This window comes from Polynucleobacter necessarius (genome assembly GCF_900095215.1).
In the GTDB taxonomy this organism is placed as follows: Bacteria; Pseudomonadota; Gammaproteobacteria; order Burkholderiales; family Burkholderiaceae; genus Polynucleobacter; species Polynucleobacter necessarius_H.
Window position 1 is genome coordinate 586,056 of sequence record NZ_LT606949.1, and the last position, 24,253, is coordinate 610,308.

The following is a 24,253-nucleotide window of genomic DNA, read 5'->3' on the forward strand; positions in this document are numbered from 1 at the left end:
GCGCCCGTAGGCGCCTTTGGAGAGTTTCACGCCCAATAATTAGACGTAAGGCTTTCCTTAATCTCTATTGCCACCAACAATACCCAAAAGGGCAAGCAGGTTGGTGAAGACGTTGTATACATCTAAGTAAATCGCCAAAGTAGCCATGATGTAGTTAGTCTCGCCACCATTAATAACGCGCTGCACATCAACCAAGATGAAGGCGGAGAAGATTGCGATGGCAAGCACCATCACAGTCAACATTAATGCGGGTAACTGCAACCAGATGTTTGCTAGTGAGGCAACGATTAACAGCAGAACGCCAACCATGAGCCATTTGCCCATACCGGCAAAATCACTTTTGCTTACAGTAGCAATAGTTGCCATAGTGGCAAAAATTGCGGCTGTGCCGCCAAAGGACAGCATGATGAGTGAAGCACCATTGCTATAGCTGTTGAGGGTGAAGCCAACCAAACGGGACAGCATGATGCCCATGAAGAAGGTGAATCCCAAAAGCAGCAAAACACCTACACCAGTGTCTTTGTTTTTCTCAATTGCCCAGAAGAAGCCAAAAGCAACTGCCATAAACACCATAAATCCAATAAAAGGGCTGCCAGAGAATAGATCTAAGCCCATTGCAACGCCAAGCCAGGCGCCAATGACAGTAGGCACCATGGAGAGCGCCAATAGGGCATAGGTATTGCGGAGTACGCGGTTGCGTACCTGGACGGTGCTAATTGAGCCGGTTTGGCCAAAGCGGTAAGAGTTCAGATCATTCATATTGACTCCTTCTTTTTCATAGTTATTACAAGAGCCCATGAAGGGCTGTTGACACTAAGAGTATAGACAAAACACCCTAATTTCAAGCCCCCACGGAAAAGACCTACAAATTAGAGGCTTATGCCATGTAAATTCAATGGCTTAGCCCTACTTATATAGGGGTAAATACTGTCAGGCAATGTATAATTCGGGGGTCGCTAGAGTGGGGTGGCTTATCAACCCCAACTAGAAAATACATTTGTATTGGAGTCTTGAATGGCAATTGAACGCACGCTTTCTATCATCAAACCTGATGCTGTCGCTAAAAACGTTATCGGCAAAATCTATGACCGTTTCGAATCTGCTGGTTTGAAGATTGTTGCTTCCAGAATGACGCATTTGTCACAAAATGAAGCTGAGCAGTTCTATGGCGTTCACAAAGATCGTCCTTTCTTCAAAGACTTGGTGAGCTTCATGATTTCCGGTCCTGTAATGATTCAAGTTTTGCAAGGCGAAGGCGCTATTGCTAAGAATCGTGACCTGATGGGCGCTACTGATCCTAAGAAGGCTGAAAAAGGCACAATCCGCGCTGACTTTGCTGACAGTATTGATGCAAACGCTGTGCACGGTTCTGACGCTCCTGAAACAGCTGCTGTGGAAGTTGCATTCTTCTTCCCTGGCATGAATGTTTTCAATCGTTAATCAACGATTGCTAACGAACAACCTATTTGCTATTTAATTTATAATTAGGCGCATTGACCTCCCCGCGCGTAAATCTCTTAGATTTTGATGCTGATCAAATGGCGGCGTATGTCGCGGGTTTGAATGAAAAGCCCTTTAGGGCAAAGCAACTCATACAGTGGATACATCAACGTGGTGTGTCAGATATCAATGACATGAGTGATTTAGCAAAAAGCTTGAGAGCCACCTTGCTAGATACAGCAGAAGTTCTTTCTCTTCCTGTTATTAAAGATGAGCGCGCGCTGGATGGCACCCGCAAGTGGTTGCTAGATGTGGGCGCTGGTAATGCGGTCGAGTCTGTGTTTATTCCTGAGGATGACCGAGGCACTTTGTGTATCTCTTCTCAAGCGGGCTGTGCGGTTAATTGCCGTTTTTGCTCAACTGGACACCAAGGCTTTTCGCGCAACCTGACTTCCGGGGAAATCATTGGGCAGCTGTGGTTTGCCGAGCATCTATTGCGCAATGATCCAGAGGCGATTCGTCGCATTGAAAAATTTCCAACTCCAGGTTGGGAGCACACTGGTCGTGTGATTTCAAATGTGGTGATGATGGGCATGGGCGAGCCTCTGCTCAATTACGACAACGTGGTTTCTGCATTACCTTTAATGCTCGATGACAGGGCGTATGGTTTATCACGTCGTCGCGTAACCGTTTCTACGTCGGGTGTAGTGCCGATGATTGATCGGTTGGCACAAGACTGCCCAGTAGCATTGGCAGTTTCCTTGCATGCGCCGAATGACGCATTGCGTGATCAACTAGTACCACTGAACAAAAAATATCCATTACGTGAATTGCTTGATGCTTGCGAGCGCTACTTGCCATTTGCACCCAGAGATTTTTTGACGTTTGAATATTGCATGCTCGATGGCGTCAATGATTCAGATATCGAGGCTAAAGAGCTGGTGCGATTACTCAAAAATATTAAGTGCAAGATCAATCTCATCCCATTTAATCCATTCCCTGAATCGGGTCTCAAACGCTCGCCAGCCCAGCGTGTAAATGTTTTCGCTAGCATTCTCTTAGATGCGGGCATGGTGGCTACAGTCCGCAAGACCCGTGGTGATGACATTGCTGCTGCTTGTGGCCAGTTGGCAGGTGATGTAGTAGACCGTACCCGAGTGCGTGAACGTGATGTGCATAGCGCCGAGCTCGAAATCGCCGAGGTTGAATCGAATGGGCAGCCAATTGAGTGGCTCAAAACATTAAATTAATCATTAGATCCTAACCACCAGATCCCCATGAGCTCTAATTCATTACCTCCATTGCCACTAGGACCTAGCCCTAAGCGCGCAACTCGCCAAGCAACTGTTGCTTGGAAAACGAACATCATCACCATTGGTGGTGATGCGCCTGTACGCGTGCAATCGATGACTAACACCGATACTGCGGATGCTGTAGGCACTACGATTCAGGTCAAAGAATTGGCGCGCGCAGGTTCAGAGATGGTTCGTATTACTGTGAATACGCCTGAGGCAGCGGCAGCGGTTCCGTATATTCGTGATCAGTTAGACAAGATGAATGTCTTGGTGCCCTTGATTGGTGATTTTCACTATAACGGCCATACTTTATTAAATGATTTTCCGGAATGCGCTAAAGCGCTCTCAAAGTACCGGATGAACCCAGGTAATGTGGGCAAAGGCGCTAAGCGTGACCCTCAATTCGCGCAAATGATTGAGGCTGCTTGCAAATACGATAAGCCGATTCGCATTGGCGTGAACTGGGGCAGCTTAGATCAGGATCTTCTGGCTTCTATCATGGATAGTAATGCGGCATTAGCGGTTCCAAAAACCGCGCAAGAAGTGATGATTGAGGCATTGATTCAGTCAGCTCTGCAGTCTGCTGAAAAAGCGGTTGAGTTTGGCATGAATCCTGATCAAATTTTGCTTTCTTGCAAGGTGAGCAATGTTCAAGATTTGGTGGCGGTATATCGCGACCTCTCGCGTCGGTCTGACTATCCATTGCATTTAGGCTTAACAGAAGCGGGTATGGGAAGCAAAGGCATTGTGTCTTCCACAGCGGCAATGAGTATTTTGTTGCAAGAGGGTATTGGCGATACAATTCGCGTTTCCTTGACACCTGACCCAGGCGCACCTCGCGAGAACGAAATCATCGTTGCCCAAGAAATTTTGCAAACTATGGGCTTGCGTAATTTCACTCCAATGGTAATTGCCTGCCCTGGATGCGGCAGAACTACCAGCACAACTTTTCAGGAGTTGGCGGCGAATATTCAATCCTATTTGCGTCAACAAATGCCGGTTTGGAAAAAGACCCATCCTGGGGTGGAGGATATGAACGTAGCTGTGATGGGATGTATCGTCAATGGCCCGGGCGAGAGTAAGCATGCCAATATCGGCATTTCATTGCCTGGAACAGGGGAGACCCCAGCAGCACCAGTATTTGTGGATGGAGTTAAGGTGAAAACCCTGCGTGGTGAGAAAATTGCCGAAGAGTTTCAGGTAATTGTTGACGACTATGTGAAACAAAACTACGCACCTAAGGTTTAACTGGATTTAAGTAAGGCAATAGCAAAACAATAATAAAAATGACCGATCAAAACAAAGACTCAAAAGCACAGACCAAGATTCAGACGATCAATGGCGTGCGCGGCATGAATGATTTGCTGCCAGCAGATGCTGCGCAGTGGGCGCATCTTGAGCATATTCTACGCGATCTAACTCGCGCCTATGGATATGAATTTTTGCGAACACCTATTGTTGAAGCAACCGCAGTATTCCAGCGTGGCATTGGTGAGGTCGCCGACATTGTTGAGAAGGAAATGTATTCCTTTGAAGATCGTTTAAATGGCGAGCAACTGACTTTGCGCCCCGAGGGTACTGCCGCTTTAGTGCGCTCTGTGATTGAAAACAATTTGCTCTACGAAGGACCTAAGCGTCTCTGGTATACCGGCCCGATGTTCCGTCATGAGCGCCCACAGCGCGGGCGCTATCGCCAGTTCCATCAGTTTGGTGTTGAGGCCTTGGGTTTTGCTGGTCCCGATATTGATGCGGAACTCATCCTCATGGGTCAGCGCCTATGGGACGAGCTTGGTCTGAAGGGCATACGCCTGGAGATTAACTCTCTAGGTCAATCCCCTGAACGCGCAGAACATCGTGCGGCTTTAGTTACTTATTTTGAGAAAAGCAAATCACAGCTTGACGAAGATGCGCAACGTCGACTGCTTACTAATCCGTTGCGTATTCTGGATTCTAAAAATCCGGAGATGCAAGTATTGATCGAGGGTGCACCAAAGTTATTGGACTTCTTGGGTGAAGAGTCGCTAAAGCATTTCAATGCGGTGCAGGCATTACTCAAAGCAAATAACATTCCTTACAAGATTAATCCGCGTTTAGTGCGCGGCTTGGATTATTACAATCTGACTGTGTGTGAGTGGGTGACTGAAGAGTTGGGCGCGCAAGGCACAATTGCGGGCGGCGGCCGTTACGATCCATTGATCGAGCGTATGGGTGGTAAAGCCGCTCCTGCTTGCGGCTGGGCAATGGGCATGGAGCGCGTTTTAGAGTTGATGCAAGTTTCCGGCTCTTTGCCTGAAGCCCAGGCTCAATGTGATATCTTTGTTTTGCATCAAGGCGGTGAGACTTTAACGGCTGCCATGATTATTGCTGAGCGTTTACGTAGCGCAGGCATCGATACCATTCTGTTTTTCCCTCCGGATGGGCAATCTGCTAGCTTTAAGTCCCAAATGAAGAAGGCGGACGCCAGCGGCGCCGCCTTTGCGGTCATTATTGGCCCGGATGAGTTGGGTAAAAATGAGGCGCAACTCAAGGACTTACGTGGCACAGGGGAGCAGAAGTCAGTTCCTTTGGATGATGTCTTAGGGGCTGCAATTGACGCCCTAGTAAGCGCCTCCGAATAGAATTAGCCTAATACCGATAGATTACTTATTAATGAGCTTGGATTGACATGCCTGTAGATCTAGAAGAACAAGAACAATTAGACCAATTCAAAGCGTTTTGGCAAAAATATCGCAACGTCATTACGGGCGTAATTACTGCCGCTTTGTTTGTTTATGCTGCTTATAGTGGATATCAATGGTGGCGCAATAGTCAGGCGCTTGAAGCCTCTAAGTTGTATGAAACGATGGTGGGTGCAATCGCCAAGGGGGATAAAGACCAAACTTTACGCGCTGCGGATGATTTGCAAAAAGACTTTAGTCGCACGCCTTATGCGGCAATGTCTAGCTTAATTGCGGCACGCATCGCATCCGATGCGAGTGATAGCGCAAAAGCGCTGGATTATTTGCGTTTGGCTGCTAAAAACGCTTCAAATGATGGCTATTTAGCATTGGCAAAATTGCGTTTGGTTTCTCAGTTGATCGAGCAGGGTGGTCAAAAGGATTTTGCCGAGGCAGATCAAATCTTGAGTCAAAAGCCCATCGCTGGTTTTGAGTCGTTATGGCTTGAACGTCGTGGTGACTGGTATTTAGCGCAAAAGAAAAATGCTGAAGCTAAAGCAAGATATCAAGAAGCTTGGAAGAAGTTAGACCAAGCAAAAGAATTTCCTGAAGAGGCGCGTCGTCTCTTGAAGGTGAAATTAGATGCCGTTGGAGGAGTTACTCAGTGATGACTAATGAGATAAAGCGTTTACCGATGCGCATTGCTGCTGCCTTGCTATTGAGTTCCGTGGTAATTGTTTTAGTTGCCTGCTCTGGCGGTTCACGAGTCAGAGAGTCCGCTGAATTGGCTGCAGTAAGCAATCAGTTTGATTGGCAGCCGGTATGGTCAAACAGTATTGGTTCCTCAGAGTCGTTTAACTTTCATCCCATTGTTGCTGGTGATGCAGTCTATGTGGCCTCTCATCGTGGAAATTTAGCTAAGATTGATTTAGCTTCGGGCAATAAAGCGTGGGAAGTATCCGTGCCAGAGCGTTTATCAGTAGGACCTGGATCCGATGGACGCACTACCGTTGCTGTAACTACTAAAGGCATGGTCTATGCCTACGATGACACTGGCAAGCCTATATGGAATGTGAGTGTGGGTAGCGAAGTGTTGAGCGAGCCAGTGGTGGCTGGCGGCGTAGTGATAGTGCGCGCACTCGATAATCGCTTTATCGGACTCGATGCGCAAACTGGTGCGCGTAAATGGACTTATCAACGTCAACAATCCGCCTTATCTTTGCGTGTTGGATATGGTATGTTGGCAATTAATAATGAGGTCATCGTCACCGGTTTTGCTGGTGGTCGTTTTGGCATGATTGCCATTGCCAATGGCAGCTTGGTTTGGGAGACCCCCGTTTCCTTCCCTAAAGGGTTTTCGGAACTTGAACGTTTGAATGACGTTACCGCTAAACCAAGTATGGAAGGTGAAATTCTCTGCGCTGTTTCTTATCAGGGCCGCATTGGTTGTGGACAGGCCCGTACAGGCAGTCTTTTATGGTTTAAGGACTACTCAAGCTACACCGGCACTTCGCAAAGTGCTAACATGGTTTTCTCGGCGAACGATAAATCTCATGTCACCGCTTTTGCCACAAAAGATGGCACTCAGGTTTGGGAAAATACACAGCTCACATATCGTGATGTTGGTGAATCACTCGCAGTGGGCAGAGTATTGTTAATGGGCGATGCCCAAGGTTATATCCATGCATTTTCACAGGCGAATGGCGAGATGGTTGCGCGTATTCGTCACGACAGTAGTCCAATCTCGGCTGCCCCCATCGCGGTAGGTGGCCTCATCTTGGTTCAGTCTCAAGGTGGAAAAATAGCGGCGTACAGTCCAAAATGAACCCAGTCATCACTATCGTCGGCCGTCCCAATGTAGGGAAGTCGACTCTCTTTAATCGCTTAACGCGATCACGCGATGCATTGGTGGCTGATTTCTCTGGTTTAACCAGGGATCGACATTATGGCAAGGGTCGTATTGGCGAGCGCGCGTTTATTTGCGTAGATACCGGCGGTTTTGAGCCGGTTGCTAAGACGGGCATTGTTTCCGAAATGGCCAAGCAAACCAAGCAAGCCGTCGCCGAATCTGACATTGTGATTTTCTTGGTTGATGGCCGCTTAGGTATGGCACCGCAAGATCGCGTTATCGCGGACTTCTTGCGCAAAACAGGTCGCCCAGTCATTCTCGCAGTTAATAAAACCGAGGGAATGCAGGCTGGTGTTGTGACTGCGGACTTTCATGAGCTCGGTTTAGGCGAGCCTTTTCCAATCTCCTCTGCGCACGGTGATGGCGTTCGTGGCCCGATTGATGATGCTTTAGATTCGCTAGGCATCGCAGAGCCAGACGAGGATGAATTAGCGAATGACCATAATCGTCCAATGAAGATCGCGGTAGTGGGTCGTCCTAACGTTGGCAAATCGACATTGATCAATAAGTTGATTGGTGAAGAGCGCGTCATTGCGTTTGACATGCCTGGCACTACACGTGATGCCATTGAAGTTCCATTTGAGCGCAATGGTAATCCTTATATTTTGGTTGATACCGCCGGCTTGCGTCGTCGCGGCAAGGTGTTTGAAGCAATTGAAAAGTTTTCCGTTGTTAAAACTTTGCAAGCCATTGCTGACTGCAACGTGGTGATCTTGATGTTAGATGCTCAGCAAGATATTTCCGAGCAAGATGCCCATATTGCTGGGTTTATTGTTGAAGCAGGTCGCGCATTAGTAGTGGCGGTAAATAAGTGGGATGGCATTGACGCTTACGTTAAAGAGCGTGCCCGTTTAGAGATTGCTCAAAAACTGCGTTTCTTGGATTTTGCAAACGTGCACCCGATCTCCGCCAAAAAAGGCACGGGGCTCAAGGAGCTTTTTAAAGACGTTGATGCTGCTTATGCTGCGGCAATGGCTAAACTGCCAACCCCACGCTTAACCCGAATCTTGCAAGAGGCGATTGAGCATCAACAGCCAAAACGAGTGGGCATGGGTCGTCCAAAATTGCGTTATGCCCACCAAGGGGGCATGAATCCTCCTATTTTGGTTATTCATGGGACATCTTTGAGTGGCGTGACCGATAGCTACAAGCGATACCTAGAACGGCGTTTTAGGGATGTCTTTAAGTTACGCGGTACGCCTTTGCGGATTCAGATGAATACCGCCAAAAACCCCTATGTAGATGCAGATAATGGTAAAAAAGGCAAAAAGCGTTAATGTGAGATAAGCTTTCAGTCTGGAGTTAGTGAGGGCTTGATTTTTTTGAAAATCAGCCCAATATAGAACGCTCGACAAGTAGTTGTGTGGTGAATATGTAGCGCAGATTGGTATTTAATTAAAAAAGCAAGACTCCGAAAAAAGTAGTTTAGAAAAGATAAATAAGGGGCAGTATGAATAACAACAAAATTCAGTTACTTCAGGATCCTTTCCTCAATGCATTGCGCAAAGAGTATGTTCCTGTTTCGATCTATCTCGTAAATGGCATTAAGCTGCAGGGCAATATTGAGTCCTTCGACCAGTATGTCGTTCTCTTGCGCAATACCGTTACGCAGATGGTTTACAAGCATGCAATCTCCACGATCGTTCCTGCTCGTGCGATTGATTTCCGTTTAGAAGAAGCTAGCTCTGTATAAAACTGGAGTAGATGCGCCGCGTGCCGTTCTGGTTGGAGTAGACACAGGACGCGAAGATTTTGCAGATAGCATGGCCGAGCTCAGCCTGTTGGCTGATAGTGCTGGCTCTATACTCGCAGCTAGTGTCATTGCACGTAAAGGTCGCACAGATCCCGCTTTATTCATTGGTTCTGGTAAGGCGAATGAACTCAAGCGGGTGATGGAGGAGCATGGTGCAGAGCTCGCCATTTTTAACCATCCACTTTCTCCAACTCAGCAGCGCAATTTAGAACGTCACATGGGCTTTCATGTGATGGATCGTACTGGCTTGATTTTGGATATCTTTCGCCAAAGAGCGCAAAGTCATATTGGTAAAACGCAGGTAGAGATTGCGCAAGTGCGTTATCGAATGTCCCGCTTGGTGAGGGCCTGGAGTCACCTGGAGCGTCAGCGCGGCGGTATTGGTGTGCGCGGTGGTCCTGGTGAAACTCAAATGGAGTTGGATCGCCGGATGTTGGCAACCAAAGCCAAGCGCCTAGAAAATGAACTCGAAAAGCTGCAACGCCAGCAAAGAACGCGAAGAAGAGCCCGAAATCGCAAGGATGTCTTCTCAGTCTCTTTGGTTGGATATACCAATGCTGGTAAATCCACTCTATTTAATGCTCTAACTAAAGCGGGGACTTATGCGGCCGACCAACTATTCGCCACCCTGGATACCACCTCCCGAAAGGTTCACTTGGATGGGGTTGGGTCGATTGTGGTCTCGGACACAGTGGGCTTTATCAGGGATTTGCCCCACCAACTAGTAGAGGCTTTCAGGGCTACTTTGGATGAAACCATCCATGCGGACCTCATTTTGCATGTGATTGACGCCTGTAGCCCAGTTGTGAGGGAGCAAAAGGCCGAAGTTGAGGCGGTGTTGGAGGAAATTGGGGCTGATGACATCCCTCGGATCGAGGTTATGAACAAAATTGACCGAATGCCCAAAACTTTTACTCGTGGGGCGGTTTTAGAGCGTGATGGGCATGGCTTTCCCAGCCAGGTTTTCCTGTCGGCCCAGTCCGGCTTAGGCCTTGATTTACTTCGTTCAGTCCTCGCGGCATGCTCTCAAATGACTGATAGAATAAGGGTCGAGCACAACCGTGCCAAGAAGCAATTGGCCCCGGATGAATTTTGAGAGCCTTTACCTGAACGACCAGAAACCTCTGAATTTAATCCGATTTCCAACCGAAGCTATTTTTCTAATGACGCGTAAATTTTTAGACCTGTTTTCGGTCAATGATCCAGGATGGGGCAATAGCCACAATTCCGGCGGATCTCAAGATGCCAAAGATGGGCAGGAAGGCGGTCAGGCTCCTAAAGTGGATCCGGAAGCCAATAAACCAGTAGAGGCTTCGCCAACAACTCAACCAGGCAATCAACAAACCAAGCCAGACGGTCCTCCGAATTTGGATGAGCTGTGGCGTGATTTCAATGACAGAATTGCCGGCATTTTTGGCGGCAAGAAAACTCCTGGTGCGGCAAGTAAACCGGCAAATACACTCAACAGCCCTGATATTTCTCCGCCATCGCAACGTGGCAGCTCTGGCGGCGGCAATGGTGGAAACGGTGGCGGTATTAATACCCCACACTTGAATTTCTCAAATCCATTTGGATCTAAGGCAAGCATCCTCATTGCAGGAGCAATCGTCTTTTTTATGTGGGTGTGTAGTGGCTTCTTCATTATTCAAGAAGGGCAAGCCGGGGTGATCCTGACTTTTGGTAAGTACGATTACACCGCCAAGCCTGGTATTAACTGGCGCATGCCTTGGCCGATTCAGTCAGAAGAGACCGTGAACTTATCTGGCGTTCGTTCTGTTGAGGTAGGGCGTCCTGTGCTGATCAAGGAAACGAATCAGAAAGATTCTTCCATGCTCACCGAAGATGAAAACATCATCGATGTGCGCTTCGCAGTCCAATATCGCTTGAAAGATCCTGCGGATTATTTATTTAATAACCGTGAGCCCGATGCTGCTGTAGTGCAGGCTGCCGAAACAGCGGTGCGTGAAATTGTTGCACGTAGCAAGATGGATACCGTTCTTTATGAGGGTCGCGAAAAGATTGGCGTAGATTTGGCGAACTCTATACAAAAGATTTTGGATAGCTATAAGACAGGTATTTATGTAACGAGTGTGACCGTACAGAACGTGCAGCCACCAGAACAAGTGCAAGCTGCATTTGATGATGCTGTTAAAGCAGGCCAGGACCAGGAGCGCTTAAAGAGTGAAGGTCAGGCCTATGCGAATGACATCATTCCCCGCGCCAAAGGGACGGCAGCTCGGCTCATTCAAGAGGCTGAAGGCTATAAAGCTCGTGTAGTGGCGACTGCAGAAGGCGATGCCACCCGTTTCAAACAGGTTTTGGTTGAATACTCTAAGGCACCTCAAGTTACTCGCGATCGCATGTATATCGATAGTATGCGCGAGATGTACAACAATGTAACTAAGATTTTGGTGGACACCACTAAGAGTAATAGCTTGCTTTATCTGCCGCTCGATAAGATCGTTGCGCAGATTAGCGCTGAAAGTGCGCAAGCGGCAAATGCGCAAGTGAGTCAATCTGGAGCAAGCACTCCAACGGGGAGTGTTACCGTAGGCGGGGTTGCTGGTGTCAGCACATCAAGCCCATCCGCGAATCCTCCTGCAGCGCCGGCTATCAACAGCACGACAGATAAACGTGATGGTCTCCGTAGCCGTGATCGGGAGTCTAGATAATGAATGCCAATCGTTTAATCGCCGCGGGTATTGGTTTTATCGCGCTAATCTATGTGCTGTCATCCAGCATCTTTGTAGTTGATCAGCGTAAGTTTGCTGTGGTGTTTTCTTTTGGGCAGATTGTTCGTGTCATTGAAAAGCCGGGCATTCAGATTAAGTATCCAGCGCCATTTGAAAGCGTCCGCTTCTTTGACCGTCGCATTTTGACTATCGATAATCCAGAAGCAGAGCGTTTTATTACTGCTGAGAAGAAAAACTTGTTGGTGGATTCTTATGTGAAGTGGCGCATAGTCGATCCTCGTAAGTTCTTTATAAGCTTCAAAGGTGACGAGCGCTTGGCGCAAGATCGCTTAACGCAATTAGTTCGTTCGGCATTGAACGAAGAGTTTACGAAGCGCACGGTTCGTGAATTGATCTCAGATCAGCGTGAAGAAGTGATGCAAGATATTCGAAAGAAGGTTGCTGATGATGCGTCTGATATTGGCGTGGAAATCGTGGATGTGCGCTTAAAGCGTGTTGACCTCTTGGCGGAAATTAGCGATTCTGTTTATCGTCGCATGGAAGCAGAGCGTAAACGCGTTGCCAATGAATTGAGATCTACTGGTGCAGCAGAGTCCGATAAGATTCGCGCCAATGCAGAACGTCAACGTGACACTATCTTGGCAGAAGCCTATCGCGATGCTCAAAAAATCAAAGGGGCAGGTGATGCCAAGGCCACAGCATTTTATGCGGAAGCGTTTGGACGAGATCCACAGTTTGCCCAGTTCTATCAGAGCCTAGAAGCTTATAGAAGTTCTTTCAAAGACAAGAAAGATGTTATGGTGGTTGAGCCAAATGGCGAGTTCTTTAAGTTCTTGCACAAAAAATAAGAAAGCAAATAATTCAAATCATGAATCGCTGGTTACTTCCTGAAGATATTGCTGATGTATTGCCTGCCGAAGCTCGCAAGGTCGAGTCTTTGCGCCGCGCAGTCTTAGATTTATATCAGTCTTATGGATATGAGCTTGTTGCCCCGCCAATTCTGGAGTTCTTAGATTCTTTATTAACCGGTACTGGCTCGGACCTCAACTTACAAACCTTTAAGTTGGTGGATCAATTGTCTGGTCGCACTTTAGGTCTGCGTGCCGATATGACGCCACAAGTGGCTCGTATTGATGCACATCTTTTAAATCGAGCAGGTGTTACCCGTCTTTGTTATGCGGGGTCAATCGCGCATGCCCGCACGCCAGTTGGTAGTTCCGCGCGCGAAGAGTTGCAGCTGGGTGCGGAGATTTATGGTTGCGCAACTTGGGAGGCTGATTTAGAGGCTATTACCTTGCTGCTTAAGACCCTGTCTGTCGCTGGTTTAGAGAAAATTTATCTCGATCTATCGCATGCCGGTATATTGGCTGGCATCTTGGATGGTCAGAACTTGGATAAACAGGCAATCGAAGCTCTGTATTTGCTACAAAGCAAGGATCGTCCGCGTTTGAGTCAATGGTCCGCTTGTCTGCCAGCTAATGCGGCAAAAGCGCTAGTAGCATTGACAGAGTTGAATGGTCCTTGTGACGAAGTATTGGCAAAGGCTAAAAAAGAGTTGCCTAAGCACGCCGCAATTGATCAGGCATTAACAGATCTTGAGCGCTTAGCTTCTGCAGCGGCAAAGCTGTCTGCTAATTTAGAGCTCAGTATTGATCTGGCGGATTTGCGTGGTTATCAATATCACAGCGGAGTGATGTTTGCCGCGTATGTTGATCAATTGCCGCAGCCTATCGCAAGAGGTGGACGCTATGACCATGTAGGTCAGGCTTTTGGGCGTCCCCGACCCGCGACTGGTTTCTCATTGGATCTATTAACGCTCGCAAACTTGTCACCCATAAAGCAACATCAGATCGCGATTATTGCGCCTTGGATTGAGGATGCCGCCTTGGATCAAGTGATTGCAAAATTGCGCGATGCTGGTGAGGTGGTGATTCAGGTTCCCGCGGGCACAGCTTTAGAAACTGCCGAATATGAATGTGGCCGAGAGCTTGTGAAGCAAGGTGGCGCTTGGGAAGTAAAGAAGCGGTGGTAAAAAATGAATGTAGCAAATACGGCAGTGAACAGTTAACTTATTTTGTGATGATCTTTTTGGATTTCATTATGTCTTCAAAGCAGCAAGCTAAAGGTCGTAACGTAGTTGTCATCGGCATCCAGTGGGGTGATGAAGGCAAAGGTAAGGTGGTAGATTGGTTGACTGATCACGCGCAAGCGGTGGTTCGTTTTCAGGGCGGTCACAATGCGGGACACACTCTCATTATTGGAGACAAGAAAACAATTCTGCGTTTGATTCCATCGGGCATCATGCATAAGAACGTTATTTGCTATATCGGCAATGGCGTAGTGCTCTCACCTGAGGCGCTGTTTAAGGAGATCGGCGAGCTTGAGGCTGCCGGTTTAGATGTTCAGTCCCGCTTGAAGATTTCAGAAGCAACCACTTTGATTCTGCCGTATCACGTGGCTATTGATCATGCGCGTGAGAAGAGGCGTGGCGAAGCCAAGATTGGTACTACCGGTCGTGGTATTGGGCCGGCATACGAAGATAAAGTAGCTCGCCGCGCTTTGCGTGTACAGGACTTGTTCTACCCAGAAAAATTTGCCCAGCAATTGCGTGAGCACTTGGAATATCACAATTTCATGCTCACCAATTACTATGGCGCCGAGCCGGTGAACTTTGAAAAAACATTGGCTGAAGCGATGTCTTACGCTGAGCGTCTGAAACCAATGGTGGTCGATGTCTCTAGTGCTTTATATGCTGCTGAGCAATCTGGTCAAAATCTGTTGTTCGAAGGAGCGCAGGGTACATTGCTCGATATCGATCACGGTACTTATCCATACGTTACCTCTAGCAACTGTGTAGCTGGCAATGCCGCTGCTGGTTCCGGTGTTGGACCGGATTCATTGCAATACATCTTAGGTATTACTAAGGCATATTGCACCCGTGTTGGTGCAGGTCCTTTCCCAAGCGAGCTATACGACCATGACAATCCTGCGAAGCAAGATGCGATTGGCGTACGTTTGGCTGAAGTGGGTAAAGAGTTCGGTTCTGTAACGGGTCGCCCGCGTCGCACTGGTTGGTTGGATGCGGCCGCATTGAAGCGCTCCATTCAAATCAATGGCCTATCTGGGCTGTGCATTACTAAGTTGGATGTTCTGGATGGCCTGGAAATCATTCGTGTGTGCGTTGGCTACACCCTAGATGGCAAGAAGTTAGATGTGTTGCCGCGTGGTGCTGAATCTGTAGCGCGTTGTGAGCCGATCTACGAGGATTTCTCGGGCTGGAAGGCCACAACCTTTGGTATTCGTGAGTGGGATCAGTTGCCGGTTGAGGCGCAAAAGTTCCTGCGCCGCATCGAGGAAGTGGCTGGCAAGCCGATTGCTATGGTGTCTACAGGCCCAGAGCGTGATGAAACCATCCTCCTCCAGCATCCTTTTCAGGATTGATGGAAAATAATCGATTCAGTATTTAAGCACTTAATTTATTAACTTTTTGTAAGAACCAAGGTTTAGAACATGACTGCGCGCACAACCTGCAATAGCCTTCAAGTGGCAACTCTTTGATATTGTTTTATCGAAGACAAAGTACTGCCAGGAACTGGCATTAAGAGTGCTGATTTTTGGAAAGGCTTTGATGAAATCGTTAAAGACTTAACCCCTAAAAATGAAGCATTGTTAGCCAAACGCGATCGTATTCAGGCGGATTTGGATAAATGGCATCAAGCGAATCAAGGTCCAATTACAGATATGCCTGCATACCGCAAGTTCTTAAAAGAGATCGATTGCTTGGTCGATGTTTCAGGAAAAATTGCTGCTACCACTCAGAATGTGGATGATGAATCGGCTCTTCAAGCCGGTCCTCAGTTGGTTGTTCCGGTTTTCAATGCGCGCTATGCATTAAAGCCGAAAATGCCCGTTGGGGTTCTTTATATGACGCGCTCTATGGAACGGATCTTCTTTCTGAAGAAGACGGCGCTACTAAGGCTGGCGCCTACAATCCCATTCGCGGCGCTAAGGTGGTTGCTTATGCTCGTAACTTCTTGGATCAGTCCGCGCCTTTAGCCAAGGGTTCACACCGTGATTCAGTAGCTGATACAGTGGATGGCAATAAGTTGGTTGTTAAGTTAACAGATGGCAGCGTAACTGGCTTGGCTGATGAAAAGAAATTTGTCGGCTACCAGGGTGATGCGGCAGCCCAAAGTTCTGTTTTATTGCGCAATAACGGCATTCACATTGATATTGAAATCAACAAGACTAAAACAATCGGCGCAAGCGATCCTGCAGGTATCAATGATGTGGTGCTTGAGCGGCGCTGTCCACTATTTTGGATTTGGAAGATTCGATTGCCGCGGTTGATGGCGATGATAAGGTGCTCGCTTATGAAAATTGGTTGGGCATCTTAAAAGATACTTTAGTTAAAGAAGTGAAGAAGGGCGACAAAACCATTACTCGTACCCTTAATCCGGATCGTAAATACAAAGCAGGCATTGGCGCTGTCGATGCAAAAGACGGCATCGTGACATTGCATGGCCGTTCACTCTTTTTCCTCCGCAACGTTGGCCGCTTGATGACAAATCCAGCGATCATTAATGGCGAAGGCAAGGCGATCTACGAAGGTATGTTAGATGCGGTGATTACGGTATTGATCGCTTTATATGACATCCATCGTCCAGCAAGCCAAGCCATTGGTAATACCCGTAAGGGATCGGTTTATATCGTGAAGCCAAAAATGCATAGCCCAGAAGAAGTGGCTTTTGCGGGTGCACTCTTTGGTCGCGTTGAAAAGTTACTCGGCTTACTGGCTGATACCGTGAAGTTGGGCATTATGGATCAAGGGCGTCGTATGAGCGCCAATATCAACGCGGCAATTGCTGCTGCGGGCCCACGCGTAGCCTTTATTAATACCGGTTTCTTGGATCATACCGGCGATGAGATGCATACCGCCATGCATGCGGGTCCAATGATGTGTAAAGGCGATATGAAAACCAGCAAATGGTTATCTGCGTATGAACGCCGTAACGTATTTGCAGGCTTGGATTGTGGTTTACGTGGCCGCGCTCAGATCGGTAAAGGTATGTGGGCGATGCCGGATATGATGAAAGCCATGGTTGAGCAGAACATTGTTCATCCAAAGGCTGGTGCAAATACTGCTTGGGCCCCATCTCCAACGGCTGCAACCTTGCATGTATTGCACTATCACCAAGTAAACGAGACTTTGCAGCGTATGGCTAAAGTGGTGGATGGTCAGAATGCAGGCGACCCATCTTACAAGCCAATGATGCCAAACTACCAAGATTCATATGCTTATAAAGCAGCTAGTGATTTGATTTTCAAAGGCCTCGAACAGCCAAATGGTTACACAGAGCCTTTGTGGCATGCTTGGCGTTTAGAAGTGAAGAAAGCTAACGCTAAGTCAGTAGACGAAAGCTCTAGAGATCAATGGATTTGCCCAAAAAGCAAATCCATTTTTTATTGGCCCTTATCGATGTTTGGACTTCTGAACCCCTTCTCTAAAAGTCACTCTCAGTTTTCATGTCAAATGAATGATGGCGGCAGGGGGTTGGCTGGCTTTAAAGGGGGTGCTGGGGATTGTGTGGTGAGGGCAATCGCGATTGCTACGGGCTTGCCTTATATGCGGGTATATGAAGATCTCAGACTCGCAAATGAGCGGTACGCTTTGCTCAGAAATGATCATCTCGCCAAAAGATTAAGCATCAAAGGCTCTTCGCCAAGAAACGGCAATCACCGCAAAGTCTTTCATGAGTACATTCTTTCCCATGGGTTTGAATGGGTGCCCACTATGAAAGTAGGAGCGGGTTGTCAGGTGCATATGCGCCCAGACGAACTGCCCGCTGGAGTGTTGATCGCCAAAGTTTCAAAGCACTTAAGTGCAATTATGGATGGAGTGATTCATGACACGCATGATCCATCAAGAGGTGGAAATCGTTGCGTCTATGGCTACTATATTAAGAAGCGCTAGGATCTTTTTGGTGGTGCTTTAGATTCCAGGCGGTTTTGAATGTATTGGTCATTCCGATCATCACGGAGGTAGTCCAAGCCATGGCAAATAATCATGAGAAGGATATGAAGAAGGCAAGACTTTTCCATCCTGCCGGCAATATATCCTCAACAAAGCCTACCGTTGTGTAGCAACTACCGACAAACAGCAAGGTCTGAATGCCATCCCCCACTAAGCTGAGCTCAATGATGTAGATTGTCCAAATGATGATTTCTACCAGATGAATGAGGACAATAAAGAAAAAGGTAGCGTAGAAGTGAAAAAATACGCGGTTGTATTGTTTCACTTTTAGATTTTCATTAGTTAGCCTGTCAAAGCGAAGCATGATGTAATTAATCGCACTGCCATGAAAGAAAAGAATCAGGGTGATACCAGCGATGCCATATAAGGCATCCCTAAACAGAGGAAGTAGTGGGATTCCTGCTAGGCTTGACTGATGTATTAAATTGAGGGTGCTAGACATATATTCAGCAGGTTTTAGTCGGTTTTGGATAAGCAATGTTTCTTATCAGGGTTGATAATGGCATATTGATCATCGCAGGTAAAGATTCTCTTGAATACCATTCCCCACACCACTGAAATCAAGAAGCGCGCACGCTTCTTTTTATTTTCTTTGGCAGGGATTCAGTTCATCCATATCGTGGATTTCATGATCATGATGCCGTTGGGGACTGAATTTATTCGGGCACTCAATATCAACACGCATCAATTTGGTTTATTGCTTTCTTCATATACATTTGCGGCTGCGGGTATGTTGGCTACCTACTATGTAGACCGATTTGAGCGTAGGCAATTACTATTAGGTCTGTATGCGTTTTGCATCCTCGCTACGATTGCGTGCGGCTTAGCGCCCGATTATGAATCGCTTTTTATCGCCCGGGCATTTGCAGGTGCTTTCGGGGGTATCTTAGGCTCTTTGGTGCAAACGATTGTGGCTGATTCCATTCCGTTTGAGAGAAGAGGTAAGGCCTTGGGAACGGTCATGTCAGCGTTTTCAGTTTCAACTGTTGCTGTGGTTCCGTTGGGATTGTTTTTGGCAAACCAGATTCCTGGATTAGGTTGGCTCGCGCCATTCTTTTTGATTGCGCTAGTATCCGCCGTCATTCTGTATCTTGGGTATCCCAATATTCCAAAAATCGCAGGGCACGTAGATCATGTTCATGAGGGTAGCCGGCTGAGTCAAATATTCAAGATTTTGATCGCACCCCAGAACATCAAAGCCTTTATATTTATGGCGCTCATTATGATTACAGGATTCTCGGTGATTCCTTATATCGCCCTGTATTTGACCGCGAATGTCGGAATTAGTAATTCGTATATTTCTTTGATCTATTTGTGTGGTGGTATAGCAACCCTCATGAGCTCTCGCTTTATTGGGCATATGGCGGATAAGCATGGCAAGGTAACAGTCTTTAGGATTTTGGCGATTGTGAGCCTAATGTCATTGTTGGTTCCCACCAATTTGCCAGTGACTCCCTTATGGATTGTGTTAATTAACTCAACAGAATTTTTTATCCTGGTATCTGGAAGAATGATTCCCGCAATGGCAATGGTTAGTCAGCTGGTCGAAAATAAGGTTCGGGGAACCTTTATGAGCTTGATTGGTTCAGTCCAAATGCTATCTTCAGGAATTGCCTCTGTATTGGCGGGGTGGATAGTGACTATTGGCCCAGATGGACTAATGCAGCACTACAGCCTAGTGGGTTATGGCACCGCAATGTGTGGTTTGCTCACCTTCTGGCTGGTAGGATATAGTCATTCGGACAAGAAAAAGCATAAGGAGATCTCATGATTGAATTTAAAAGGCCTGATCGAGGCGTTATAAAGGGCTACCTTGCCGAGCCCAGCGATAAAGCGAATGCTCCTGGGGTAATAGTAATACAAGAGTGGTGGGGCATTGATGACGAGGTTAAGGCAATTGCTGATCGCTTCGCGAAAGCGGGTTATCGAGCACTAGTGCCCGATTTATACCGCGGAAAATTAGCCATAGAAGCAAATGAAGCTGAGCATTTGATGGGCGACCTCAATTTTGGAGATGCTGCCAGTCAAGATATTCGTGGCGCTGTTCAATATTTGAAAGCCACTGGAAGTGCAAAAGTTGCAGTCACTGGTTTTTGTATGGGTGGCGCACTGACGATTCTTGCGGCTTGTAATGTACCTGAATTGGATGCCTCCATCACTTGGTACGGAAACCCTCCGCTGGAGTATGTAAATGCTAGCTCTATTACCAAGCCAATGTTGGGTCACTGGGCCTTGCATGACGAGTTTTTTCCCATTGCGGGCGTAGACCAGCTGGAAGAAAAACTCAAGCAGGCGGGGGTTCATTATGAATTCCATCGCTACGATACCAAGCATGCTTTTGCAAACCCCAAGTCAGACACGCGTGGCTTGGCACCACTAAAGTACAGTGCTGAGGCGGCACAGCTTGCGTGGCAACGCACATTAGATTTTTTACAAAAACATTTAAACAAATAGGTTCTATGAATACTCGACGTGAGGATGCGTTCTTTAAGTGGATCTATAAAAAAAGCAACGTTCAGATTTTATTAATACTGGTCTTCTTTTTTGTCGCCTTGCTAGATGTGATGCCGCGTTTATTGCAATGCATCCCCATCTTTGCGCCAACTTAAGACAGCACTCGGATCGGTTTATGTCTTGTTGGATCAAGCATTCCCTTAAGCGGCTTGCTAATTGGTTTTTTGTTAAATCAAGCGCAAACGAATTTTCGAGAAGTTCAAACCTTGGGTTCCCAAGAGGCGGGGCGCATTAACAACTTGGACCGACTGCTAACACGCTTTGGCGATCCTTCGATAGCACCTATTCGCGCTGAGTTATTTGAGTATATGAATCCATTGTTCAAGATGAATGGCCGCTATTAAAGGAGGACGAGGGAAGTCCTAAGACGCATACGCTTTGACGAGGTATTTCTAGAAAGCTCATGTCCATTGAACCCCACACCAATCGTCAGACGGCAATGTATGCCGACATTATCAAGACATCAGAAGAGGTGGCCGATAGCAGGGAGGGTCGTATCGAACACTCGAATATTCGTTTGCCAGGTTTATTTTGGGTTGTCATTTTGATTTGTATGTTTTCGCTCTAATGGGGATTAATATCTTATTTCTACCCTCAGATTCTTTTTTCTCTGGCTTGAAGATTTTGCCGGTGACTATGGGGGCGTTAATTGCCTTATTGGTTATCACGGATCAGCCATTTAAGGGTCAGAATTCAGTTCAACCTGATGCCTTCTATAAAATCATGGAATCCATGAAAACTCGTAAAAATGGTGATGGCGATCAGTACCTCTTTTTGATTGACGACCTACCTTTCGCAAGCGAGGATTAAACGAATCAGTTTCTTGCTTATATCGTTCAAGAGCATGATGCGGTTTGCTATGCCCGAGGCACGCTGGTGATTGTGGAAAAAAATCAGCAGTTTATTGAGTTTGCGGTGATTGATCGCGATGATGCTGAGGCAATTGTCTGTTCGGCCGAGTTGACTAGGGATATGGACGATAAGCCGATTGCCTTGGGTGAGTTTGAAAAAACCTTGCTTAAGAAGAGCGGAATTATTTTTGGCAATCTCTTTACGTCTGTTCAATTATCAGAGCACAAGATCGAGGACTTTGAGAGTCTTTGGGTGGAGATGAAATCGAAAATTCTGCACCGTTCAATGGGACTTTAATTTATTTGTTCAGGTAGCGTCGGGAAATCGCTTCAATCGCAAAAGATCCAATTAGACCGACAACCAGGGCTACTCCACTACTTGGGGTCGTCTCCATTACATTGACGAATAGAGTTGCAAACAAGCTTAGATTGATCGTAATCGCAGCCCATAGTGGCCACAGCTTGGCTCCCGTTTGCTTGCGCACCCGAATATGTCCATAGGTTATTGCCGCATATACCACTAAAAAAGCAAGGCTGGCCATTTTGCCAACGACGTCGAGTGGAAATGCTAGCACTAGTGCTATCACGAAGATTGCCGATATGAATAATGCGCGCAACTTGGTTTTTTTTAATACAGATTCACTGAGAGCTTTAGAGACCGATCGTTTATTCGCCATATCGGCGGCGATATTAGAGGCAGCGAAAATGGTGGCATTGAGTGCGGCGGCACATACTAAGAGGGCGGATGTCCATATGATCACAAAGCCTGCTTTACGCGCTACGATTTGAGCGACCTGGGCCAGCACATGGCCGTTGTATGGCGCCATTTGAGCGGGCGTCAGTAGCAATATGGATGCGGTACTGAACAACATGTATGCAATGGTCACTAGGATCAGGGCTGAAAACATGGCTAGCGGTAATTCTTTTTGAGGCTCTTGCATTGCGTTGGAGGGGTTTTTCACAACACCAAAGCCTTGATAGTTGATGTACAAAATGCCGGTAGCAATAGCGATGCCATTGATGGACCATTCTGTGACTCTGAAGACGCCAATATCGGCAACGCGTATACCTTCTACTGAAAAGAGCAGAAGGGCAATTGTCACAAAATCAATCGCTAGAGTCTCCGCCTTGCCAACAATGCCGATGCCTAGTAAGTTGATGCCAGCATAAAGAATAACTATCCCGGCGCCAACCATTTTTGCTTCAAGAGGCGCTAAACTTTCCCCGATTAATGTGTTGGCGTATTCAGCAAAACCGGCTGCGTAGAGCGCGGCAGCAATAAGGTAGTCAATGTATTGGAATGTATTGATTCCGCCGGAGATGACTCCCGGACCAAAGCTCATCACTGTGAAAGTGGCACCGCATCCACTACTAGGATAAGTGGCGCCTAATTTGGCATACGAATAGATGGAAAATGAGGCTGCTATGGCGCCCAGCAAAAAAGCCAGAGGAATATGTGAGCCAGCATGGGCGCTAGCCGTGCCAAGAAGGGAAAACAGCCCGGCACCGATCATGCCGCCAACGCCCAAGGCGGTGGCCGAAAACAGGCCAATACCCTGGGTTTTCTTGCTCGAGGTTGCTTTAAGTAGGGCGGAATTCAATGGGTATCAGGTAAGGTGTATCGATGGGATCAATAATGGGGTAAATGAGTCTGATATCAAGACTCTACAGTGTGACTTTAAGCTATTTGGTGCCAAGGAAGGGTTTTTACAGGGTTGATTTGACGGGCTTGGCGGGGCGTTTGTGGAGTTCTCGTGGAACATGCTTGCTTAAGGGCTTAGGATTTCAACTCATTTCCGAAATACCAACTTGCATTATTTATAGCAGAAAATAGCCCTATCACCCCAATCCCGTCATTTTGGGTGCAATAAGCGTAAAACCACTAAAAATCGGGTTCCCTCGATAAATATGTAGGGAATAATGTACAAAAATGCTGAAAACCAGAGAAATAGTGGTAGTGCATTGCACATGGGATATATTTATATGTGCAATAATGGAAACCGACCTAGCAAACTTGCTGGGGTTTTGTTGTATGGAGAGGTTGATAGGAGTAATCATGACTCAAAGTGACACTCTAATAGCATCTGGGCACTATATTGCTGATATAGCACGCTCTAGTGAAGGTGCTACAGTTAGTATTCAATTTTTGAAGGCAGTTGATAATACCGTCAACGCTCTTTCAGGTCTTGCGCAGACATTAGACGGGTTAGATAAATTGATTAATACGTTTTTGGAATCACTTGATAATAAAGCCGTAGTTGAGTCTCAGTATATCGATCCAAATGATGAGGCTATTAATGCAACCAAAAAAGCAGCGCTTTCTTTGCAGGCATTTTTGGCAAAGTTGCTTAACAAAAAATCATCCATCGATAAATACAATCGACTAAAGGGCGATCATTGCGAATCTTTGCATGATGCCTATGATGATGCCATAACTGCCGTTGCTTCATTGGCGGAGTCCCTTGATGAAGCTCCTTTGAAAATTATTAAACATGATCTGGCTGCAGAGCCGCGCAATGATGCCATTTTTGAGTCGGTCACTGACTGGATAGCAGATTTGCGCAGGTAATATGACTGATGTTGCGGTTGGTGGGGTAGTAATAACTCGCTGGAGCAAATCAAAAAGATTTCATCGTGAATACGATGATCTCGAGTTCAATTAAAAGATTTGGTGGATCAAAAACTGCAGGATTTGGTATTGAACCCAAGGCCTCTAGGCCTTAAGTTTGAAAAATTGAAGGGCTATTCAAACCCAGATATTTACACTATCCACGTAAATGGAAACTATAAAATTTCGATGGAAATTCGCGGTTCATATGCTTGGTTAAGGCGAGCTGGAACCCATAACGAAATTGATAGGCAGCCTTAAATCAAAGTCCTCCTAACTAAAGGTAAAGGGGCTTTTTTACTAACAATCCGCGCTTGGATGAAAACGCAAAGTCCCATAGAGAATGGAAGCAAAAAGTGTGAAGTTTTTGTGGAGTCTTCACCAATTAAAGATTTCGCCCTATATACATCAATGGTTTCAGGGTCTTTAAAGTTGGAAAATTTACCCAAGGAAATAGCCCGATAAGCATTATAGAATAAGACTTATCGGGCTATTTCGT

The 24,253-nt window shown here is 46.8% G+C and carries 23 protein-coding genes and 1 pseudogene; 21 read left to right on the forward strand and 3 right to left on the reverse strand.

Annotated elements, in window-relative coordinates:
- Window positions 1-57: 57 nt before the first annotated feature.
- Entirely contained in the window at window positions 58-759 is a 702-nt protein-coding gene (locus DXE35_RS03255) for a Bax inhibitor-1 family protein (RefSeq protein WP_114690363.1), read from the reverse strand.
- Window positions 760-1,014: 255 nt separating this feature from the next.
- On the opposite strand from DXE35_RS03255, the gene ndk reads away from it, so the two are divergent.
- From ndk to DXE35_RS03325, 14 genes and pseudogenes are all read left to right on the forward strand, one after another.
- Window positions 1,015-1,440, forward strand: a complete 426-nt coding sequence (gene ndk, locus DXE35_RS03260; protein WP_114689551.1) for a nucleoside-diphosphate kinase — start codon at window positions 1,015-1,017, stop codon at window positions 1,438-1,440.
- A gap of 53 nt (window positions 1,441-1,493) precedes the next feature.
- Entirely contained in the window at window positions 1,494-2,690 is a 1,197-nt protein-coding gene (gene rlmN, locus DXE35_RS03265) for a dual-specificity RNA methyltransferase RlmN (protein ID WP_114689552.1), read from the forward strand.
- A 27-nt stretch (window positions 2,691-2,717) separates the two neighbouring features.
- Entirely contained in the window at window positions 2,718-3,983 is a 1,266-nt protein-coding gene (gene ispG, locus DXE35_RS03270; protein ID WP_114689553.1) for a flavodoxin-dependent (E)-4-hydroxy-3-methylbut-2-enyl-diphosphate synthase, read from the forward strand.
- Window positions 3,984-4,021: 38 nt separating this feature from the next.
- Window positions 4,022-5,353 (forward strand): histidine--tRNA ligase, encoded by a 1,332-nt coding sequence (gene hisS / locus DXE35_RS03275; RefSeq protein ID WP_114689554.1) that lies wholly within the window; start codon window positions 4,022-4,024, stop codon window positions 5,351-5,353.
- Between the two features lie 47 nt (window positions 5,354-5,400).
- Window positions 5,401-6,060: a YfgM family protein gene (locus DXE35_RS03280; RefSeq protein WP_114689555.1), complete on the forward strand. Its 660-nt coding sequence runs from the start codon at window positions 5,401-5,403 to the stop codon at window positions 6,058-6,060.
- Window positions 6,060-7,217: an outer membrane protein assembly factor BamB gene (gene bamB / locus DXE35_RS03285; protein WP_114689556.1), complete on the forward strand. Its 1,158-nt coding sequence runs from the start codon at window positions 6,060-6,062 to the stop codon at window positions 7,215-7,217. The genes DXE35_RS03280 and bamB overlap by 1 nt, the downstream gene beginning before the upstream one ends.
- Window positions 7,214-8,578 (forward strand): ribosome biogenesis GTPase Der, encoded by a 1,365-nt coding sequence (gene der / locus DXE35_RS03290; RefSeq protein ID WP_114689557.1) that lies wholly within the window; start codon window positions 7,214-7,216, stop codon window positions 8,576-8,578. The genes bamB and der overlap by 4 nt, the downstream gene beginning before the upstream one ends.
- 173 nt (window positions 8,579-8,751) lie before the next feature.
- Window positions 8,752-8,994, forward strand: a complete 243-nt coding sequence (gene hfq, locus DXE35_RS03295; RefSeq protein ID WP_114689558.1) for an RNA chaperone Hfq — start codon at window positions 8,752-8,754, stop codon at window positions 8,992-8,994.
- Window positions 8,987-10,150 (forward strand): GTPase HflX, encoded by a 1,164-nt coding sequence (hflX, locus tag DXE35_RS03300; protein ID WP_197714049.1) that lies wholly within the window; start codon window positions 8,987-8,989, stop codon window positions 10,148-10,150. Before hfq ends, hflX begins: the two co-directional genes overlap by 8 nt.
- 67 nt (window positions 10,151-10,217) lie before the next feature.
- Complete coding sequence (gene hflK / locus DXE35_RS03305) at window positions 10,218-11,726, forward strand: FtsH protease activity modulator HflK (RefSeq protein ID WP_114689559.1); 1,509 nt, start codon at window positions 10,218-10,220, stop codon at window positions 11,724-11,726.
- Window positions 11,726-12,595: a protease modulator HflC gene (gene hflC / locus DXE35_RS03310; RefSeq protein WP_114689560.1), complete on the forward strand. Its 870-nt coding sequence runs from the start codon at window positions 11,726-11,728 to the stop codon at window positions 12,593-12,595. Before hflK ends, hflC begins: the two co-directional genes overlap by 1 nt.
- Before the next feature lie 20 nt (window positions 12,596-12,615).
- Window positions 12,616-13,779, forward strand: a complete 1,164-nt coding sequence (locus DXE35_RS03315; RefSeq protein WP_114689561.1) for an ATP phosphoribosyltransferase regulatory subunit — start codon at window positions 12,616-12,618, stop codon at window positions 13,777-13,779.
- A gap of 68 nt (window positions 13,780-13,847) precedes the next feature.
- A complete protein-coding gene (locus tag DXE35_RS03320; protein ID WP_114690364.1) occupies window positions 13,848-15,188 on the forward strand; it encodes an adenylosuccinate synthase in 1,341 nt (446 codons plus the stop codon).
- A gap of 126 nt (window positions 15,189-15,314) precedes the next feature.
- Window positions 15,315-17,145, forward strand: a pseudogene (locus DXE35_RS03325) (malate synthase G); the annotation flags it as partial.
- A 667-nt stretch (window positions 17,146-17,812) separates the two neighbouring features.
- On the opposite strand, the gene DXE35_RS03330 reads toward DXE35_RS03325, so the two are convergent.
- Window positions 17,813-18,223: a hypothetical protein gene (locus DXE35_RS03330; RefSeq protein WP_197713948.1), complete on the reverse strand. Its 411-nt coding sequence runs from the start codon at window positions 18,221-18,223 to the stop codon at window positions 17,813-17,815.
- A 90-nt stretch (window positions 18,224-18,313) separates the two neighbouring features.
- On the opposite strand from DXE35_RS03330, the gene DXE35_RS03335 reads away from it, so the two are divergent.
- From DXE35_RS03335 to DXE35_RS03355, 6 genes are all read left to right on the forward strand, one after another.
- Window positions 18,314-19,552, forward strand: coding sequence for an MFS transporter (locus tag DXE35_RS03335; protein WP_114689562.1), 1,239 nt, complete (start codon window positions 18,314-18,316; stop codon window positions 19,550-19,552).
- Window positions 19,549-20,235, forward strand: a complete 687-nt coding sequence (locus tag DXE35_RS03340) for a dienelactone hydrolase family protein (RefSeq protein ID WP_114689563.1) — start codon at window positions 19,549-19,551, stop codon at window positions 20,233-20,235. Before DXE35_RS03335 ends, DXE35_RS03340 begins: the two co-directional genes overlap by 4 nt.
- Window positions 20,236-20,240: 5 nt before the next feature.
- Complete coding sequence (locus DXE35_RS09225; protein WP_162784951.1) at window positions 20,241-20,390, forward strand: hypothetical protein; 150 nt, start codon at window positions 20,241-20,243, stop codon at window positions 20,388-20,390.
- A 308-nt stretch (window positions 20,391-20,698) separates the two neighbouring features.
- On the forward strand, window positions 20,699-20,863 hold the full coding sequence (locus tag DXE35_RS09230) for a hypothetical protein (protein ID WP_162784952.1): 165 nt from the start codon (window positions 20,699-20,701) through the stop codon (window positions 20,861-20,863).
- The gene (locus tag DXE35_RS03350; protein ID WP_114689565.1) at window positions 20,863-21,105 is read left to right on the forward strand and encodes a hypothetical protein; all 243 of its coding nucleotides are present in this window, start codon (window positions 20,863-20,865) and stop codon (window positions 21,103-21,105) included. Before DXE35_RS09230 ends, DXE35_RS03350 begins: the two co-directional genes overlap by 1 nt.
- A gap of 66 nt (window positions 21,106-21,171) precedes the next feature.
- On the forward strand, window positions 21,172-21,444 hold the full coding sequence (locus DXE35_RS03355) for a hypothetical protein (protein WP_114689566.1): 273 nt from the start codon (window positions 21,172-21,174) through the stop codon (window positions 21,442-21,444).
- A 1-nt stretch (window position 21,445) separates the two neighbouring features.
- Here the strand turns inward: DXE35_RS03355 and DXE35_RS03360 are convergent, their stop codons facing one another.
- Complete coding sequence (locus DXE35_RS03360; RefSeq protein WP_114689567.1) at window positions 21,446-22,747, reverse strand: APC family permease; 1,302 nt, start codon at window positions 22,745-22,747, stop codon at window positions 21,446-21,448.
- Between the two features lie 455 nt (window positions 22,748-23,202).
- Between DXE35_RS03360 and DXE35_RS03365 the strand changes: the two genes are divergently transcribed.
- The gene (locus tag DXE35_RS03365; protein WP_114689568.1) at window positions 23,203-23,715 is read left to right on the forward strand and encodes a hypothetical protein; all 513 of its coding nucleotides are present in this window, start codon (window positions 23,203-23,205) and stop codon (window positions 23,713-23,715) included.
- The last annotated feature ends 538 nt before the right edge of the window (window positions 23,716-24,253 follow it).